This window comes from Rhizobium sp. BK529 (assembly GCF_014194105.1).
GTDB lineage: Bacteria > Pseudomonadota > Alphaproteobacteria > Rhizobiales > Rhizobiaceae > Rhizobium.
Genome location: NZ_JACIAU010000003.1, coordinates 350707 through 369359, shown reverse-complemented (window position 1 = coordinate 369359; position 18653 = coordinate 350707). Strand labels below are relative to the sequence as shown.

The following is an 18653-nucleotide window of genomic DNA, read 5'->3' as shown; positions in this document are numbered from 1 at the left end:
AAACGAGACAATTTCATGCGACGTCAAGCCAATCCCCTGAACCTTTATCCCACGATGGCGACGAAGCCGGTGGCTTGGCGACCGAGCCTTGCCAAGCAAAAGGGGGAAACGAAGCATGCAGCTCTCACCGAGCGCATTATCGCCGATATCGAGGCCGGCGTGCTCAAACCGATGGATCGCATGCCGACGCATCGCGATCTGGCGCGCGAACTCGGCCTTTCTGTCCAGACCGTCAGCCTCTCCTACAAGGAGGCCGAACGGCTCGGCTATCTGAGCGGTGAGATCGGTCGCGGCACTTTCGTGAAAACACGCGTGACGGATCGGGCCGGGCGCATGATGCTTGATCATAGTGCCAATGAGGTGCTCGATCTTTCGATCATTCGCGGCGTCTATCTCGATGCGCATGAGACCGCATCGCGCGAGATCCTTCGTGAGCTCGCCGATGGCGATAATGCAAGCTTCATGCGCCCGTGCCGCCCGGTCGCGGGCCTTGATCGCCATCGAGAGACGGCGCGCATCTGGTTGCGCACGCTCGGCGTTACTGCCGGGATAGAGCGCATCCTCGTCACCAACGGTGCTGCTCATGCCATTTTTCTCGCTTTAAGCTGCGTTATCCGCTCCGGAGACGTCGTCCTGTGTGAGAATCTCACCGATCACGGTATCATCGGACTTTCGAACGTCCTTGGCTTCAGCCTGAAGGGCCTGCCGACAGACAATGAAGGCATTTTGCCCGATGCGCTGGAGGCCGTTTGTGCCGCAGGCGGCGTCCGAGCACTGGTGCTTATCCCGACCCTCAACAATCCGACGGGTCATGTCATGGGCGCGACCCGCAGGAGCGAGATAGCCGCGATCGCGGCGCGATATGGCGTCTTCGTCATCGAGGATGAGGTCTATCGCCCTATGATAGAGGAGGACCTGCCGTCGCTCACTGAGATGCTGCCCGATCTCGGCTTCTTCGTCACGAGCTTCACCAAGGCAGTGCTGACAGGATTGCGCGTTGGCTATCTCGTCGTTCCACCAGCCTATTCCATTCGCGCCGCCTCGATCCTGCGTGTGTCGAGCTGGAGCGGCACCTATCTGACCGGCGAAATCGCCACGCGCTGGGTCGAGAGTGGCACGGCTCAGCGGCTGGTCGAAATCCAGCGTGAGGAAGCACGAGCGCGCCAAAACATCGCCAGTGAAATCCTCGGCGACCATATCGCCTCCAGCCATCCGCTCTCGCTCTGCGCCTGGCTCAAGGTTCCACCGCACTGGACTGAGGATGGCCTGGTCCGTTCGCTAACCAACCTGAATGTCGCGGTCACGCCCTCCGAACCCTTCATTGCAGGCCCCGGCCATGGCGGTGGCATTCGTATCTGTTTGGGCGGACGCATGAACCCTGCAAGCCTGGCCAAGGCACTGACGATCGTGCGGCAGGCCTTCGAGCAATTGCCACCGGTCTATGACGTCGGCGCCATCGGATAGGCCTTACCAGGACAATCATTGAATCATTACAATATAATAATTGACATGATTTTAGTTCGCTCTCAACATGACAATCATGAAGAGCGAAATCCAGTCCAGATCGACCGAAGAAAGGGTGCTGCCAGTCACGCTGGCAGATATCAATCGGGCTGCCGCTCGCATCGTCGGCCGAGTGACACACACGCCTCTCGTTTATTCCAGCAATCTTTCTGAACGCACCAGCCAGCCTGTCTATCTCAAGCTCGAGACACGCCAGCCCATCGGCGCCTTCAAGCTGCGCGGTGCAATGAACGCTATCCTCTCGCTGGATGACGCGGCGCGCAAGCGTGGTCTCGTTACCGCCTCGACAGGCAATCACGGTCGCGCGGTGGCTTATGCCGCACGCGAGCTGGGCGTCCCGGCCACCATCTGCATGTCATCGCTCGTTCCGGCCAACAAGGTCGAGGCGATCCGCATGCTCGGAGCCGAAATCCGCATTGTCGGCAGATCGCAGGACGACGCCCAAGCGGAAGTAGAACGCCTGACCGAGAGCCGTGGACTCACGCCGATCCCGCCTTTCGACGATGCGAACGTTGTTGCCGGTCAAGGCACGATCGGCCTCGAAATCGTAGAGGACCTGCCCGACCTCACGACGGTGCTCGTGCCTCTTTCCGGTGGTGGCTTGGCTGGCGGCATTGCGGTTGCCGTCAAGGCCCTGAAGCCCGAGGTTCGCGTCATCGGTCTTTCGATGGAGCGTGGGGCAGCCATGCATGCGGCGATTGCTGCCGGCAAGCCAGTTGCGGTCCGTGAGGAGGAAACGTTGGCGGATTCGCTGGGCGGTGGCATAGGTGTTTCAAACCATGTGACCTTCACGCTTTGCCGCAATCTCCTCGACGACATCGTCCTTCTCACCGAAAACCAGATTGCTGAAGGCATCCGCCATGCCGCGCGACAGGAACACGTAACGGCCGAGGGTGCCGGTGCAGTCGGCATTGCCGCTATCCTCGCTGGCAAAGTCGAACTTTCCGGTCCCACCGCCGTCGTCATCTCGGGCGGCAACATTGACCCGATCCTGCATCAAAGAATCGTCGCGGAGGCCACCACATGAGCCGCATCAGCATTCTGATGGAAAAAGACCTTCGCGCTATCGTCAAACTCGATGCCTCCGCGGTCGATTGTGTCGAACAGGCCTTTGCTGCGCTCGCGACGAAAGCCGTTGCCATGCCGCCGATCCTGCGCCTCGATATTCCGGAATTTCGTGGCGAGGTGGACGTCAAGACGGCCTACGTGCCAGGCTTCGACGGTTTTGCAATCAAGGTCAGCCCCGGATTCTTCGACAACCCCAAGATCGGTCTGCCAAGCCTCAACGGGCTGATGATCCTGCTGAGCGCGAAGACCGGGCTGGTCGAAGCCCTTCTTCTCGACAACGGCTATCTTACGGATGTGCGCACGGCAGCGGCGGGTGCAGTCGCCGCGCGCCACCTGTCCTGCAAAGGCGCCAGCGTTGCCACGATCTTTGGAGCAGGCATGCAGGCGCGGCTGCAGCTTGAGGCTCTCATGTTGGTACGGCCGATCAAATCGGCCCGGATCTGGGCGCGTGACCACGCGAAGGCCAAGACGCTTGCTTCAGATTTGGGTCGCGACCACGCAATCGAGGTCGCCGCCATCGCCGATCCGCGTGAAGCGGTCCACGGCGCGGATATCGTCGTCACGACGACGCCGGCAGAAAAGCCGATTCTGATGGCCGAATGGCTCGAGCCCGGACAGCATCTGACCGCGATGGGGTCGGATGCTGAGCACAAGAACGAGATCGATCCGGCCGTCTTTGATCGCACTATCTACGTTGCAGATCGGCTCTCGCAGACCCGCATTCTCGGCGAGCTGCACCATGCCATCAACTCCGGCGCAGTCACGCGGGACCAGCAGTTTGCCGAACTCGGAGATGTCATCGCCGGCAGGGCAATTGGCCGGCTGAGGGCAGACGATATAACCTTCGCCGACCTCACGGGTACCGGTGTGCAGGACACCGCCATCGCCAATCTGGCACTTGCCCGCGCAAATGACGCAGGAAGCGGTCAGACGATCGAAAACGACATCAAAATAGGAGATGCAGCGTGAGCGTGACGCTGAACTTTACGCGCGAGGAATATGCCGCGCGCCTTTCCAAAACCCGTCATGCTATGGAAAAGGCCGGGATCGATCTCCTGATCGTCACCGATCCGTCCAACATGCACTGGATCACCGGCTACGATGGCTGGTCCTTCTATGTGCATCAATGCGTTCTGGTGCCGCCGAGCGGCGAGCCGATCTGGTACGGTCGCAAGCAGGATGCCAATGGCGCGAAACGCACCGCCTATTTGAACCATGACAATATCATCGGCTACCCCGATCACTACGTCCAGTCGACCGAGCGCCATCCTATGGATCTGCTGGCGCAGATCATCGATGAGCGCAAATGGTCGAGCCTCACAGTCGGCGTCGAGATGGACAACTATTATTTCTCGGCAGCCGCCTTCGCGTCTCTGCAAAAGCATCTGCCCAATGCCCGCTTCAAGGATGCGGCGGGCCTGGTCAACTGGCAGCGCGCGGTCAAGAGCACGACGGAACTCGACTATATGCGCAAGGCGGGCAAGATCGTCGAACTGATGCACAAGCGCATTGTCGACGTCGTCGAGCCCGGGATGCGCAAATGCGACCTCGTCGCCGAGATCTACGATGCCGGCATCCGCGGCACATCGGAATTCGGCGGCGATTATCCGGCAATCGTGCCGCTGCTGCCGTCGGGCGCAGACGCTTCCGCGCCGCATCTGACCTGGGATGACAAGCCGATGCGTTTGGGCGAAGGGACGTTCTTCGAGATCGCCGGCGCCTACAAGCGCTATCACTGCCCACTGTCGCGCACCGTCTTTCTCGGCAAGCCGACTCAAGCCTTTCTCGATGCGGAAAAGGCGACACTCGAGGGCATGGAAGCGGGCCTAGCCGCTGCAAGGCCCGGCAATAGCTGCGAGGACATCGCCAACGCCTTCTTCGACGTGCTGAAGAAATACGGGATCATCAAGGACAACCGCACCGGCTATCCGATCGGTCTTTCCTATCCGCCGGATTGGGGCGAGCGTACGATGAGCCTGCGTCCCGGCGACCGCACCGAGCTGAAGCCTGGCATGACCTTCCATTTCATGACGGGTCTCTGGCTGGAGGATATGGGACTGGAAATCACCGAAAGCATCGCGATTACCGAAACAGGCGTGGAATGCCTGTCGAACGTACCGCGTCAGCTATTCGTGAAGGGATGAGTGCCATGTTGACCGGCACGCCCCGCCCTTCGCCGATCACCCCTTCCGTCGATTTCGATGCGAAGGGCATTCAGCACGGGCATCTGAGACTGCCTTATAGCCGTGATGATAGCGCTTGGGGTTCGGTGATGATTCCGATCTGTATCATCGCCAATGGCGAAGGCCCAACCGCTCTTTTGACTGGCGCCAACCATGGCGACGAGTACGAAGGCCCGGCGGCTCTCTTCGAACTGGCACAGACGCTGGATCCGTCGCAGGTAAGCGGGCGCATCATTATTGTCCCGGCGCTCAACTATCCGGCCTTTCGTGCGGGCACGCGCACCTCTCCGATCGACCGCGGAAACCTGAATCGCAGCTTTCCAGGTCGCCCGGACGGTTCGGTGACGGAAAAAATCGCGGATTATGTCACCCGCCACCTGATACCGCTCGCCGATATCGTCCTCGACTTCCATTCGGGCGGCAAGACGCTCGATTTTCTGCCCTATGCGGCGGCACACGAATTGCCCGACAAGGATCAGGAAGCGCGCTGCTTTGACGCCGTTGCGGCGTTTGCTGCGCCCTACTCGATGAAGATGCTGGAGATCGACGCTGTTGGCATGCTGGATACGACGGTCGAGGAAATGGGCAAGGTCTTCGTCACCACTGAGCTCGGCGGTGCTGGCACTGCCACCGCAAAGTCGATCGAGATCGCGCGAAAGGGCAGCCTCAACCTCCTGCGTCACGCTGGAATCCTGAAGGGCGTGCCAGACGCCATGCCAACCCGCTGGTTGGACATGCCATCGAGCGATTGCTTCACCTTTGCTGAGGACGACGGGCTCATCGCCTTTGCCCGCGATCTGGGCGAGCCGGTCAAAAGGAACGAAATCGTCGCCCGCGTTTATTCCGTCGGCAAGACCGGTGTTGCGCCAATCGAATATCGCGCCGCCATGGATGGCGTGCTTGCGGCACGCCACGTGCCCGGCCTGATCAAGGCCGGCGACTGCCTTTCCGTTATCGCAACGATCACGGAGAAAACCTGACCAGACGAACGCCGTGAGATCCGAAAACGGACCACAAACTTAACCAGAGGAGAATTTGAATGCGCATCTCAAAAACCATCTGCCTCTCCGCACTTGCGCTCGGCATCGGCATCACGTCGGCCAACGCACTGACCGTCGAAGAAGCGAAAAAGCAAGGATTCATCCGCGCCGCGACGGCCAACGAGGTACCCTATTCCTATATGCAGCCAGACGGCACCTCTGCGGGTATCGGCCCCGACGTTGCCAATGCCGTTCTGAAATCCATGGGCATCGAGGAAATTAACTGGACGGTGACACCTTTCGGCACGCTCATCCCCGGTCTTAAGGCGCGTCGCTTCGACTTTGCTGCAGCAGAGCAGAACATATCCCCCGAACGTTGCAAGCAGGTCGCCTTTACCGAACCCAACTCGTCCTACGGTGAGGGGCTTCTGGTCAAGAAGGGCAATCCCAAGGGCCTGACAACCTATGCCGACATTGCAAAAGACCCGTCCTTGAAAGTCGCGGTGGTTTCGGGTGCAAACAACGTCGACTTCCTGCGTGCCGTCGGCGTCAAGGACGAGCAGATCGTCTTCATTCCGGCGAATGCTGATGCGATCCCGACAGTACAGAGCCGCGTCGATGCCTACGCGGCCACCGAGTTGACGGTCTCCGCGCTCGCCAAGGATCAGAAAGATGTCGAGCAGGTCGCGCCATTCAAGGACCCGATCGTCAAGGGCGCGCCGGTCCGCAACTATGGCGGCTTTGCCTTCCGTCCAGAAGACAAGGAATTGCGCGACGCGTTCAACACCGCGCTCGTCGCGTTCCGAAAGACGGAAGACTACAAGAAGATCCTCATGAAGTATGGTCTGTCCGAACAGAGCATCGCGGCAGCAGCTCAGAAGAACGTCGCCGATCTCTGCGCCGGAAAGTAACGATAAGGGCGCCCAGTCCCGGACTGGGCGTCACCTGCTTTCATTCGGAGAGATTGCCAGATGAGCTGGACAGCCTATCTGCCGATGCTTTGGCAAGGCGCTATCGTGACGATGACGATCACTCTGGCAGCGATTGTCTGCGGCGCGGTGCTCGCCTTCGTCTTCGGCATCCTGCGCGTCGAGGGAGGACCGATCCTGTCGGCCGTCGCGCTGTGTTATACGGAAGTATTTCGCGGGACTTCGCTGTTCGTTCAGCTGTTCTGGTTCTATTACGCGCTGCCGCTGGTCGGCCTGAGTTTCGATCCGATCACCACCGGCATCCTGGTATTGGCCGCTCATGTCGGCGGCTATGGCGCCGAAATCGTCCGCGGAGCCCTCCTGTCGGTCTCCGTGCAGCAGCTGGAAGCTGCCCGCGCATTGAACTTCAACCGTATCCAGACCCTCTTTCGCATTTCGCTGCCGCAGGCAGTCGTCGAAATGATGCCGGCCTTCGGCAACCTCGCCATCGAAACGCTAAAGCTGTCCTCACTGGTGTCGTTGATCTCGATTGCCGATCTTACCTTCGCGGCTCAATCCATCCGCAACATCACGTTGGATAGCGCAAGCATCTATTCGGTCACGCTCGTGTGCTACTTCGCCATGTCGCTTGTCCTGATGGTGGCCGTTCGCGTGATCGAGCACTTCGTACGACGCGGCGACGTCTTCCCCCGCGGCGGTCATTCGTGAGGACAGTTCGATGTATGGTTACGAATGGGACACAACAACCTGGGTTACTTACACGACCTCGATCTTGCCGATCATACTGATTGGTTTGACGGTCACGCTAAAGGCGGCAGCTGCTGGCTTTGGGATCGCGCTCGTGCTTGGCCTGGTGTTCGCGCTGCTGCGCCGCAGCCGTATTGTGGCGATCTCCTGGACAGCCGCCTTCGTTGTCGAGTTCCTGCGCGATACGCCGCTTCTGGTACAGTTGTTCTTCCTCTATTACGTGCTGCCAGATTTCGGGATCGTGCTACCCGCCTTTCTCACCGGTGCACTGGCCCTCGGTCTTCAATATGCAGCTTATACGTCCGAGGTCTATCGCAGCGGCATCGAAGCTATTCATCGCGGCCAATGGGAAGCAGCAACGGCGCTCAATCTGACCCGTATGCAAACCTATCGTGACGTGATCATTCCCCAGGCTATCCCGCGCATTGTGCCGGCGATGGGGAATTACCTCGTGGCCATGATCAAGGAAACGCCGGTGCTCTCTGTGGTCACCGTTCTGGAGATGATGGGGCTCGCCAACATGATCGGCGAACGCACCTTCGAATATCTCGTGCCGCTGACGCTTGTCGGCCTGATTTTCCTTCTGCTGACGCTGATCTGCTCGGCAGGCCTCCACCGCTTGCAGAAAGCGCTTCCAAAAGCAGGAATACCCTTGCGATGACCAATGACAACGTCCAGCCCATCATCGAGTTTTCCGATGTCACCAAGCGCTTCGGCATCCTGACAGTGCTTGATCACTTCAATTTTAGCGTTGCGAAGGGCGAGAAGGTCACGCTTATCGGCCCGTCTGGCTCCGGCAAATCAACGGTTCTGCGCATTCTCATGACACTCGAACCGTTTCAGGAAGGCAAGTTGACGATTGCCGGCACTTCCTATCACCAGCCGGACGGCAGAGGGCCGTTCCAGGCATCGGAAAAACACCTGCGCCAAATCCGCAATCATGTCGGCATGGTCTTCCAGAGCTTCAATCTTTTTCCTCACATGACGGTGCTTCGCAACGTTGTCGAAGCGCCGGTACGGGTGCTGGGGATGCCGAGGGCGGAAGCGGAAGCGCGAGCGATTGAACTGCTGCAGATGGTCGGACTGGCAGACAAGAAGGATCACTATCCGGTGCAGCTTTCCGGCGGCCAGCAGCAGCGTGTGGCAATTGCCCGTGCGCTCGCGATGCGTCCGCGTGTTCTGCTTTTCGATGAACCTACGTCGGCCCTGGATCCCCAGCTGGTGGGCGAAGTGCTTTCCGTTATCCGCGGGCTGGCCCATGAACATGACCTGACGATGCTGCTCGTCACCCATGAGATGCGTTTTGCCCGCGAAGTCTCGGATCGCGTCTGCTTCTTCGACAAGGGCCGCATCTGCGAACAGGGTGCTCCGGAACAGATATTCGGCGCGCCGGAAGCGGAGAGGACGCGTGAATTTCTTTCATCCGTCCTTGGATGACCAGAAAATCCAGCAGCCAGAGATGGAAGCGGCAGCCTGACAACAAGACGACGACACGCCTTGATGAGATTCGAACAGCGAACACCGTTTGGATTTTTTAGGCATCTGATTGTGCTTCGAGGGACCCTGTCGACGAGCCCTATCACGGACTTGACCGAATACGAACCTCAGGCCCCGCGCTAGCGAAAACGTGTTCAGATCTGGTTGATATCGAATTTCAAAGAGAGCGCTGATTTTATCGCTTTCGCCAACAGGCCGTTACGCTACGCATGTCGCGCGCCAGTTTGAGCTTCTCGCGCGCCAATCACCAAATGGCAAGGAAATTGTCGCGCTCGCATCCGGCCCAGATAAACCGAACCCGCCCCTTCCTGTGACGACAAATATTGCGTCAATGCAGCGCTCAGCAGCCCGGCGCTGCCGAGTGTCTGGCGATCGCGATAAAGAGGGGTAAGCCAGTTCCGGGCAGCCAGTCAGAGATGTCGTCCCGGGAACTACAGCTATAAGCCAATGAGCTATTTTTTGTGTCTATCGCCCGCGTTGAATCCCTTCCGCGCTGACGATATATGTATGATAAAATCAAAAATGTCGGAGATCACCTTGCTGCAGAAGGCTGTGAGCGAAACCGTCGCGGAGAGCAGCTATCGGCAAATCCGCGCCGATATCATCTTCGGGCGGCTGACGCCCGGGCAGAAGCTTAAATTGGAAAATCTGAAGGGAGCCTATGGCACCAGCGTCAGCACGCTACGCGAGATCCTTAATCGGCTAAGCTCGGAGGGCCTTGTGCTTGCCGAAGGCCAGCGTGGATTCGAGGTGGCCGGGGTTTCGGTTGCCGACCTCAAGGAGATTGCCGCACTTCGCCTGCTGCTCGAAGAGCACGCTCTGGAGCAATCCTTCGAACAGGGCGATGTTGATTGGGAAGCGCAGCTCGTCTCGGCCCATTACAAGCTGGCGCGCATGGAAAAGGTAATGGCCTCGGGCGACACCAGCCAGGCCGAAGACTGGAAGCGTTACGACTGGGAGTTCCACCAGGCGCTGATTGCCGCTTGCGGCTCGCGGCTCTTAATGGAGACGCATTCGGCCATTTTTGACAAGTATTTACGCTATCAGATGGTGGCGCTCTCCTATCGCGGCGGTGTTGCCGAACTGGAGCATAAGCAGTTGCTCGAAGCGGCCCTGCGGCGTGACAGCAGTGCCGCTAAGCAGATCCTGCAGCGCCATATCCAAGGTGGCGTCGAGCACGCGCTCGACAGAGGTTTGCTCTCCTCATCGACCAAGCGGGAGAAAATAGATAATGGCCGCACTGCATAAGGCAGAAAAACCGATGCTCAAAATCACGGCCGAAACCTCGGAAACCATCAGCGATGTCGTCTTCCGGCAGATCCGGCAGGATATCATTTCAGGGGCGCTGGCGCCGGGCGCCAAGATCAAGCTCGAGCAAGCCAAGGAGCATTATTCGATCAGTGTCTCCTCGCTGCGCGAGATCCTGAGCCGCCTTGCGATGGAAAATCTCGTGCTTGCCGAAGGCCAGCGCGGCTTCGAGGTAAGCCCGGCCTCGCGCAAGGAGCTGGAGGAACTCGCGGATCTCAGGACCGTGCTTGAAACTCACGCGATCGGCCTCTCCTTTGCCGCCGGAAATCTGGAATGGGAAGGCCGCATCGTCGCCGCCCACCACAAGCTGGCGACGGCCGAACGCAAGCTGCTTGCCGGTGATACCTCGCGCACCATCGACTGGGTACGTTACGACTGGGAATTCCATCAGGCTATCGTCTCGGCCTGCAATTCGGCGACGCTGATGGCGACACTCTCATCCATTTTCGATCGGTTTCTGCGCTATCACATGCTGGCGCAGAGCTTTCGCGGCAGGGCTGTCGTTGATGATCACAAGCTGCTGTTCGAGCTGGCTTTGAAGCGAGATGTCGCGGGTGCGCGGGCGGTGATCGTCAGGCATATCCAGAGCGGCGCGGAACACGTGCTGAGGAGCGGGCGGATTGGCTGAGAGGCGGCAGGTCTCGCGGATGGACGGGCCTGCCAAGCGTGCCCGCAGATCAACCCGCATCCCTTGGAATTCCCTCCGGCCGCATCTGCTTCTTGAGCGCCGCAATCCTGAAAATCGCATTCGGCGCGCCATAACCACGATAGGACCGCCGCTCCACCACTTCGAAGAAGAACCCCTCCCCATAGGTCCCGCTATAAAGCTGGAAATATTCCCCCTCCCCATCTCGATCGTAGAGGACGTTTTCCGCCTTCAGCCGCTCCGTCAGCTCCGGATCCAGACCGAAGCGGGCTTCGACATCGTCGTAATAGTTCGGCGAGATCGGCAATGGCTTGAAGCCCCTGGCGCGCAACCGTTCGGCGGTTGCGAAAATATCGTCTGTCGAGAAGGCCAGATGCTGGATGCCGGAGCCGAATTTTTCGGCGATGAAATGGCCGGCGAGCGTGCGGCGGTTTTCCGCGCCGTTCATGGTGATGCGCAAGCTGCCGGACTGGTTTTCGATCACCTGGCTGCGCACCACGCCGGCGGGATCGATAATATCGACCATAGGCGTTTTGTGGGTTTCGAAGATCGAGGTGTAGAAAAGCAGCCAGGTCAGCATCTCGTCATAAGCCACCGTCTGAGCGATGTGATCGATCTGCAGGAGACCGGCGTCTGAGTCCTTGCCCCTTTCCGCGACAGGCTCGAAATCGATCTCGGAGAAACGGCCGAGCGGGCTCTTCTCATCGATGAGATAGATCAGCCCGCCACCCACACTGCGGATCGCCGGCAACTGCAATTCGCCCTCGATTACGGCCTGGGTGAAGGGCTCGGCATCGAGCGCCAGCGCCCGCGCATAGGCTTGCGCCGCATCATCGACGACGAGCGCCATCGCATAGGCGAATGTGCCATGCACGGCATAGGCGGCATTCGCGAAACCTGCGGGATCGACATTGATGATGATCCTGATATCCCCCTGCTGGAAGAGCGTCACCTTCTTGGAGCGATGCACGGCGGCTTTGCGGAAACCGAGCGCTTCGAGGATGCCGACGAGTTCCACCGCCTCCTCGTCATCGGTCGCAAATTCGATGAAGCCGACGCCCTTGACGGCGGCTCGCTCAGGCATGTCGATGCCGACAGGCGTCTCCACCTTGCGGCGGATCTGGTCGGCCAGATAGATCAGCGAGCGATGGCCATCTGCGGCAATCGCCCTTGTCGAACCGCCGCGGAACTGGTCGTTGAATATCTCCAGCGAGAAGAAACCGTCGTAACCTGTCGAAGCGACGGCCTCGGTAAACTCTGTAACGAGCAGATCGCCCTCACCGGGCATGTTGCGGAAATGTCGGGACCAGTAGAGCAGGTCCATATCGATCAGCGGTGCATCGGCCAGCTGCACGATGAAGATCTTTTCCTTCGGGATCGAACGGATGGAATTGATATCGATCCTGCGCGACAGCGAATGGAAACTGTCGAGGATCAGCCCGACGTTCTGATGGTCTGCGCGGCGCACGATCTCCCAGGCATCGCGGTGATCGTTGACGAAGTGGCCCCAGGCAAGCGCCTCGTACCCCACCTTCAGCCCGCGCTTGGCCGCCCGCTCCCCAAGCTCGCGAAAATCGGCCGCCGCCCGGTCGATGCCGCCAAGGGCCGCCTGCGAGACATTGGAGCAGACGAGCACCATGTCGGTTCCGAGTTCCTGCATGATGTCGAACTTGCGCTCGGCCCGGTCGAAAGTGCGGCTGCGCAAACTTTCCGGCATGCCCTCGAAATCGCGGAAGGGTTGGAAGAGCGTAATGGTGAGCCCGAGATCGCGCGCCATCCTGCCGACATCGGCAGGGCTGCCATCAAAGGCCAGAAAATCGTTCTCGAAAATCTCCACGCCGTCAAAGCCGGCCCGCGCTATCGCTTCGAGTTTTTCCGGCAACTCGCCTGAGAGCGTCACCGTCGCAATCGAGGTCTTCATGAACCTTAGCCCTTCTGTTGGTGCTGGTGCCGATGAGCCTGCCGTGCGCCAAACGCATCGAGCCGCCGATCTCGCTCTTGGCATTATGGCAAACATCGTTTGGATTTCAATCCAATTGATCAAATGAAAAATCTCATATGATTTCAGAAAACTATGTTGATTTATTTGCGCCCCTCTGGCAAACATTGTTGTGAACAGTCGGGAGAGGATGACTGTGAGGCTGCCCGCGACATTGCTCAGGCAGCCAGCCAAAAGGAGGAGAATTCCAATGCTGAAGTCGTTGCTGACGCGGCGTGGCGCCATGCTGGGTGCCGCCGCTCTCGTGGCCGCCGTAGGTCTCGCAAACCCGGCCGCCGCTGTGACCCCCGAGGAAATCAAGGCCCGCGGCAAGCTGATCGTCGGCATCCAGGGCGACAACCCGCCATGGGGCTTCGTCACCAGCGCCGGCAAGCAGGATGGCTTTGACGCCGATATGGCGACAGCCTATGCCAAGGAACTCGGCGTCGAGGTCGAATTCGTGCCGCTCGAGGTCAACAACCGCATTCCGGCGCTGACCTCGGGCCGCGTCGACGTGCTCTTCGCCACTATGGCCATGCTGCCGGATCGCGCCAAGGCCGTGCAATTCAGCCAGCCTTACAATGCCAATGCCATCGTCCTGATCGGCCCGAAAAACAAATCGATCAAGACCAACGAAGATATGGCGAACCTGACCATATCGGTCGCCAAGGGTGCCGCACAGGATACGCAAGTCACAAAGAATGCCCCGCCAACCGCCACCATCCGCCGCTTCGATGGCGACGCGGCAAGCGTCCAGGCGCTGGTCTCCGGCCAGGTCGATGCGCTCGGCGGCAACATCTTCTACATGGACCGCGTGGAAAAAGCCCGCCCCGGCGAATTCGAAAACAAGCTGGAATTCCAGAAGCTCTATAACGGCGCCTGCACGCGTTTGGGCGAAAAGGAACTCAACGCCTCGATCAATGCCTTCATCGACAAGATCAAGGCCAATGGCGAGCTGAAGAAGATCTACGACAAGTGGATGAAGGTGCCGGTTCCGGAATTCCCGAAGAGCCTCGACGGCATTCCGTTTACGGCTGGCTGATTGGCAGGGAGCGGGACGAAGCCCGCCTCCTCGCTTCCGTCATCCTCGGGCTTGTCCGAGGATCTGCAGACGCACCCCATGCACAGCCGAAGTGAGGGGCAAGACCGCTCCATCGTGCTCGGGCCTGTCCCGAGTTCCCGCCGCCGCCTGATTAAATCCTCGGGACAAGCCCGAGGATGACGTCCAGAAGGCGAAACACTGCCCCGTTTGAGGTGCGACATGACCAGAACCATCTTCGTCCTCAACGGACCGAACCTCAATCTGCTAGGCGAGCGCGAGCCGCATATCTACGGCTCCACCACGCTTGCCGATATCAGGCAGATGTGCCTCGCCAAGGCAAAGACGCTCGGCTTCGAGATCGATTTCCGCCAGACGAATTTCGAGGGCGAGCTGGTGGAGAGCATCCATCAGGCCCGCAAAGAGGCCTGCGGCATCATCATCAATCCCGCCGCCTATACCTTCACCTCGATTGCCCTGCTCGATGCGTTGAAAACCTTCACTCCGCCAAAAATCGAGCTGCATATTTCCAATGTCCATGCCCGCGAGGAGATCTACCATAAGTCCCTCGTCTCGCGCGTCGCCACCGCCATCATGATCGGTTTTGGCGCGCGTGGTTACGAGCTCGCGATCGAGGCGATGTCTGGAATGGTTGGGGCAGGCATGGCGGGAGCGGCAAAGACAGCATGAACTATCAACTGGATTTCACGCCCGTCATCGATGGCCTGCCGAGCCTGCTGCTCGGCTGTCTCGGCACGTTCCTGCTCGCCGTCTGCGGCATGGTGCTGGCCGTCATCATCGGCATCGGTGGCGTGGCGCTGAGGGATTCGCATATCAAGCCGGTGCGCTGGCTGATCATCGCCTTTGTCGAACTCATCCGCAACACGCCCTTCCTGGTGCAGATCTTCTTTCTCTTCTTCGCCCTGCCGCTGATCGGCATCCGCCTCGACCCGACGCCGACGGCGATCATCGCGCTCGGGATCAATGGCGGCGCCTATGCGATCGAGATCATCAGGGGCGGCGTGCAATCCATTCCCGGAGGACAGATGGAAGCGGGCCTGGCGCTCGGCCTGCACAAGGTGCAGGTCTTTCGGCTGATCATCCTGAAGCCGGCGCTCAGAGCCATCTACCCGTCGCTGACCAGCCAGTTCGTGCTGCTCACGCTCTCCACCAGCATCTGCTCGGCCATCTCGGCTTATGAGCTGACCTCTGTAGCGCAGCGCATCGAATCCGACAGTTTCCGCAGCTTCGAGGTCTATTTCACCATCACGATCTTCTACCTCGTCATTTCCTGGCTGATGATGCACCTTTTCGCGCTCTTCTCGGCCCGCTATTTCACCTATCCGGTCAAGTGAGGGCACCATGGGCAGCGACGAATACGTCTTCCTTCTGATCGGCCTGAAATGGACCGTGCTTCTGTCTGCCGTCGGCTTCGTCTGCGGCTGCATCGCCGGTCTCGCCGTGGCGCTGGCGCGCACCTCGGGCATACCGCTTCTGGAGCGGGTGATGGCAACCTATATCGCCGTCTTCCAGGGCACGCCGCTCCTGATGCAGCTCTTCGTCACCTATTATGGTCTGGCCCTGATCGGCCTGAGGCTCGACGCCTGGGAGGCGGTCGCGATCGGCCTGACGCTGCATGCCAGCGCCTATCTCGGCGAGATCTGGCGCGGCGCGATCGAAGCCGTGCCGCGCGGCCAGACGGAGGCGGCAAAGGCGCTCAGCCTCAAATATGTCTCGCGCATGAAGGATGTGATTTTGCCGCAGGCGATCCGCATCTCCCTGCCCGCCACGATCGGCTTCCTGGTGCAACTCATCAAGGGCACGTCGCTGGCCTCGATCGTCGGCTTTACGGAGCTGACGCGCGCCGGCAACATCATCTCCAACCAGATCTTCCAGCCGCTGACCGTCTTCGGCATCGTCGGCGCCCTTTATTTCCTGATGTGCTGCCCGCTGACCATTCTCGGCGCCCGCCTGGAGCGACGCTTCAACGCCGCTCATGCGCGCTGACGCAGCCTGAAAATCAATGGAAACGAAACAATGACAGCAGCCCTGCCCCTTCACCCAAATCAGGTCACGATTGACGAAACCATGATCACCATGAGCCATGTGGAGAAATGGTACGGCGCCTTCCAGGCCCTGCACGATATCAATATCGAGGTGCGCAGGGGCGAGCGCATCGTGCTCTGCGGCCCCTCCGGCAGCGGAAAATCGACGCTGATCCGCTGCATCAACCATCTGGAAACCTATGAGAAGGGCGAGATTCGCGTCGGCGGCATCCTGCTTGGCAACCAGGCCAAGGCGATCGATGCGATCAGGCGCGAGGTCGGCATGGTCTTCCAGCAATTCAACCTCTTCCCGCATCTGACCGTGCTGCAGAACTGCATGCTGGCCCCGATGCGCGCGCTTGGCGTGACCAGAGCCGAAGCCGAGGAACGTGCCCGCACGCTTCTGGCGCGCGTCAAGATTGCCGAACAGGCGGAGAAATTCCCTGTTCAGCTCTCTGGCGGCCAGCAGCAGCGCGTCGCGATCGCGCGTGCGCTTTGCATGCGCCCCAAGGTGATGCTCTTCGACGAGCCGACCTCGGCACTTGACCCGGAGATGGTCAAGGAAGTGCTGGATACGATGATCAGCCTTGCCGAGGAAGGCATGACAATGATCTGCGTGACCCATGAAATGGGCTTTGCCCGCCAGGTCGCCAACCGGGTGATCTTCATGGCAAGCGGCGCGATCGTGGAAGAAGCGCCGCCGGCGGAATTCTTCACCAATCCCCGCCACGAGCGCACCCGCAAATTCCTCGGCGAAATCTTGCGCAATTAAGGACGCAACCATGCCCGCCCCCTCGTGCACACGCCCTCTTGAGATCGCCGTCATGGGCGTCGGGCTGATCGGCCGGCGCCATATCGAGGGCGTGCTGGCAGAGCCGCGCGCCGCGCTTGCCGCTGTCATCGACCCCTCGCCCGCCGCCCGCGACGAGGCGCGCGCTAATGGCTTCACCTGGTTTGCAAGCCTTACCGAAGCGCTGGCGGACCGCCGTCCCGACGGCGTCATCGTCGCCACACCGAACCAGCTTCACGTCGCCAACGCCAGTGACGCCGTGACATCAGGCATCCCCGTCCTCATCGAAAAGCCCATCGCCGACGATTCCGTAGCAGCCGCCGGCCTCGTGGCAGCCGCCGAGCGCGCCGGCGTGCCTGTTCTCGTCGGGCATCACCGTCGCCACAACCCCCTCATCCGCGAGGCCAGGCGCATCATCGACAGCGGCCGCCTGGGAAAGATCCGCGCCGTTCATGGCAGCTTCTGGGTCGCCAAGCCCGACGATTACTTCAATGTGCAATGGCGCCGCGAACCCGGCGCCGGGCCGACATTCATCAACCTCATCCATGATGTCGATCTCTTCCGCTACCTGCTCGGTGAAGTGGAAAGCGTGCATGCGATGGACTCCAATGCCGCGAGAGGCCATGCGGTGGAGGATACAGCCGTCGTGCTGCTGCGCTTCGAAAGCGGTGTCCTGGCGACGCTAACGGCATCAGATGCCGTGCCCTCGCCCTGGAGTTGGGAAATGACCTCGGGCGAAAACCCCGCTTATCCGCAGCAAGACCAGTTCTGCTACCAGATCGGCGGCACCGAAGCCTCGCTCGCCATCCCGCAGCTTGCCCTCTGGCGCAATGCGCTGCGGCCCGACTGGCGCGAGCCGCTGATCGAAGAGCGCCTGACGGTGGCCGAAGCTGACCCGCTGACCCTGCAGCTCCAGCATTTCTGCGACATTATCGAAGGAAAGGCCAAACCGCTCGTCAGCGGCCAGGAAGGGCTTGCGACACTTGAGGTCATTGAGGCGATCAAGCAATCCGCCCGAACCGGAAAGACCGTCTTCCCTGGGAAGATGCGGGATAATACCGATGATTAGCGGCACCACAAGGCTGATCGCCCATCTCGGCTACCCGACGGAAAGCTTCAAGGCGCCGCTGATCTATAATCCCTATTTTGCGGAACAGCGCATCGACGCCGTCGTCGTTCCCATGGGCTGCAGGCCTGCCGATTACCCGGATTTCCTGAGGCTGATCTTCCGCCTCTCGAATATCCACGGGGCGCTGATCACCATGCCCCACAAGATCACCACGATGGGTCTCCTGGACGAAATCTCCACCAATGCCCGCGTGGCCGGCTCCTGCAACGCCGTCAAGCTCGGGCCTGACGGCAAGCTGATCGGCGACATGTTCGACGGCGAAGGTTTCGTGCGCGGCCTTAAGCGCAAGGGCCAGGCAATCGCGGGCGCAAGCGCCCTCATGATCGGCGCCGGCGGTGTCGGCTCGGCCATCGCCGCTTCGCTTGCCAGCGGTGGCCTCACCCGCCTTGCCCTGCACGACGACAACAAGGCAGCACTGGATGGCCTGAAATCCCGCCTTAACACCTACTATCCGGCAATGCAGGTGACGACAGACGGGAACGACCCCGATGGTTTCGACATCGTCATCAATGCCACGCCGCTCGGCATGCATAAGGACGACCCTCTGCCGCTGGATGTGGCGCGGCTTTCGCCGGATACATTCGTCGGCGAAGTGGTCATGAAGGAGGAGATTACGCCGTTTCTGGCCGCAGCGCGGGAGAGAGGATGCCGGTATCAAGTGGGGACGGATATGCTGTTTGAGCAGATACCGGCTTATCTGGAGTTTTTCGGCTTTGCCACAACCACGGCGGAGCATTTGAGGCTGATTGCGAATCTTTAGTCGCGGGCCTTGACCTTCACACCACTGGTG

General features: G+C 60.0%; 19 protein-coding genes. 18 read left to right on the top strand and 1 reads right to left on the bottom strand.

Going from position 1 to position 18653, the window contains the following annotated elements:
* Positions 1-15: 15 nt before the first annotated feature.
* The 11 genes from FHX08_RS21700 (at position 16) to FHX08_RS21650 (ending at position 10864) form a co-directional block, all read left to right on the top strand.
* Positions 16-1464, top strand: coding sequence for a PLP-dependent aminotransferase family protein (locus FHX08_RS21700; RefSeq protein WP_184327635.1), 1449 nt, complete (start codon positions 16-18; stop codon positions 1462-1464).
* A 67-nt stretch (positions 1465-1531) separates the two neighbouring features.
* Positions 1532-2551: a hydroxyectoine utilization dehydratase EutB gene (eutB, locus tag FHX08_RS21695; protein ID WP_184327634.1), complete on the top strand. Its 1020-nt coding sequence runs from the start codon at positions 1532-1534 to the stop codon at positions 2549-2551.
* Positions 2548-3561: an ectoine utilization protein EutC gene (gene eutC / locus FHX08_RS21690; RefSeq protein WP_132656645.1), complete on the top strand. Its 1014-nt coding sequence runs from the start codon at positions 2548-2550 to the stop codon at positions 3559-3561. The genes eutB and eutC overlap by 4 nt, the downstream gene beginning before the upstream one ends.
* The gene (gene doeA / locus FHX08_RS21685) at positions 3558-4736 is read left to right on the top strand and encodes an ectoine hydrolase DoeA (protein WP_132656644.1); all 1179 of its coding nucleotides are present in this window, start codon (positions 3558-3560) and stop codon (positions 4734-4736) included. The genes eutC and doeA overlap by 4 nt, the downstream gene beginning before the upstream one ends.
* A gap of 5 nt (positions 4737-4741) precedes the next feature.
* Positions 4742-5755 (top strand): N(2)-acetyl-L-2,4-diaminobutanoate deacetylase DoeB, encoded by a 1014-nt coding sequence (doeB, locus tag FHX08_RS21680; RefSeq protein WP_184327633.1) that lies wholly within the window; start codon positions 4742-4744, stop codon positions 5753-5755.
* A 59-nt stretch (positions 5756-5814) separates the two neighbouring features.
* Positions 5815-6666: an ectoine/hydroxyectoine ABC transporter substrate-binding protein EhuB gene (gene ehuB, locus FHX08_RS21675; RefSeq protein ID WP_184327632.1), complete on the top strand. Its 852-nt coding sequence runs from the start codon at positions 5815-5817 to the stop codon at positions 6664-6666.
* A gap of 60 nt (positions 6667-6726) precedes the next feature.
* Complete coding sequence (gene ehuC, locus FHX08_RS21670; protein ID WP_132656641.1) at positions 6727-7392, top strand: ectoine/hydroxyectoine ABC transporter permease subunit EhuC; 666 nt, start codon at positions 6727-6729, stop codon at positions 7390-7392.
* 10 nt (positions 7393-7402) lie between these two features.
* Complete coding sequence (gene ehuD / locus FHX08_RS21665) at positions 7403-8092, top strand: ectoine/hydroxyectoine ABC transporter permease subunit EhuD (RefSeq protein WP_184327631.1); 690 nt, start codon at positions 7403-7405, stop codon at positions 8090-8092.
* Entirely contained in the window at positions 8089-8868 is a 780-nt protein-coding gene (gene ehuA / locus FHX08_RS21660; RefSeq protein WP_132656639.1) for an ectoine/hydroxyectoine ABC transporter ATP-binding protein EhuA, read from the top strand. Before ehuD ends, ehuA begins: the two co-directional genes overlap by 4 nt.
* Before the next feature lie 597 nt (positions 8869-9465).
* Positions 9466-10176 (top strand): GntR family transcriptional regulator, encoded by a 711-nt coding sequence (locus FHX08_RS21655; protein ID WP_132656844.1) that lies wholly within the window; start codon positions 9466-9468, stop codon positions 10174-10176.
* Positions 10177-10189: 13 nt separating this feature from the next.
* Complete coding sequence (locus FHX08_RS21650) at positions 10190-10864, top strand: GntR family transcriptional regulator (protein WP_184327630.1); 675 nt, start codon at positions 10190-10192, stop codon at positions 10862-10864.
* A gap of 49 nt (positions 10865-10913) precedes the next feature.
* On the opposite strand, the gene FHX08_RS21645 is transcribed toward FHX08_RS21650, so the two are convergent.
* Positions 10914-12803: a bifunctional sugar phosphate isomerase/epimerase/4-hydroxyphenylpyruvate dioxygenase family protein gene (locus FHX08_RS21645; protein WP_184327629.1), complete on the bottom strand. Its 1890-nt coding sequence runs from the start codon at positions 12801-12803 to the stop codon at positions 10914-10916.
* Positions 12804-13071: 268 nt separating this feature from the next.
* On the opposite strand from FHX08_RS21645, the gene FHX08_RS21640 reads away from it, so the two are divergent.
* The 7 genes from FHX08_RS21640 (at position 13072) to FHX08_RS21610 (ending at position 18623) form a co-directional block, all read left to right on the top strand.
* Positions 13072-13902 carry a transporter substrate-binding domain-containing protein gene (locus tag FHX08_RS21640; protein ID WP_132656636.1) on the top strand — a complete coding sequence of 277 codons (831 nt, stop codon included), beginning with the start codon at positions 13072-13074 and terminating at the stop codon, positions 13900-13902.
* A gap of 219 nt (positions 13903-14121) precedes the next feature.
* Complete coding sequence (gene aroQ, locus FHX08_RS21635) at positions 14122-14589, top strand: type II 3-dehydroquinate dehydratase (protein WP_132656635.1); 468 nt, start codon at positions 14122-14124, stop codon at positions 14587-14589.
* Positions 14586-15254, top strand: coding sequence for an amino acid ABC transporter permease (locus FHX08_RS21630; protein ID WP_132656634.1), 669 nt, complete (start codon positions 14586-14588; stop codon positions 15252-15254). The genes aroQ and FHX08_RS21630 overlap by 4 nt, the downstream gene beginning before the upstream one ends.
* Positions 15255-15261: 7 nt before the next feature.
* Positions 15262-15906, top strand: a complete 645-nt coding sequence (locus tag FHX08_RS21625) for an amino acid ABC transporter permease (RefSeq protein WP_184327628.1) — start codon at positions 15262-15264, stop codon at positions 15904-15906.
* A gap of 81 nt (positions 15907-15987) precedes the next feature.
* On the top strand, positions 15988-16716 hold the full coding sequence (locus FHX08_RS21620; protein ID WP_132656843.1) for an amino acid ABC transporter ATP-binding protein: 729 nt from the start codon (positions 15988-15990) through the stop codon (positions 16714-16716).
* Positions 16717-16726: 10 nt separating this feature from the next.
* Positions 16727-17803, top strand: a complete 1077-nt coding sequence (locus FHX08_RS21615) for a Gfo/Idh/MocA family protein (protein WP_132656632.1) — start codon at positions 16727-16729, stop codon at positions 17801-17803.
* Positions 17796-18623, top strand: coding sequence for a shikimate dehydrogenase family protein (locus FHX08_RS21610; RefSeq protein ID WP_132656631.1), 828 nt, complete (start codon positions 17796-17798; stop codon positions 18621-18623). The genes FHX08_RS21615 and FHX08_RS21610 overlap by 8 nt, the downstream gene beginning before the upstream one ends.
* The last annotated feature ends 30 nt before the right edge of the window (positions 18624-18653 follow it).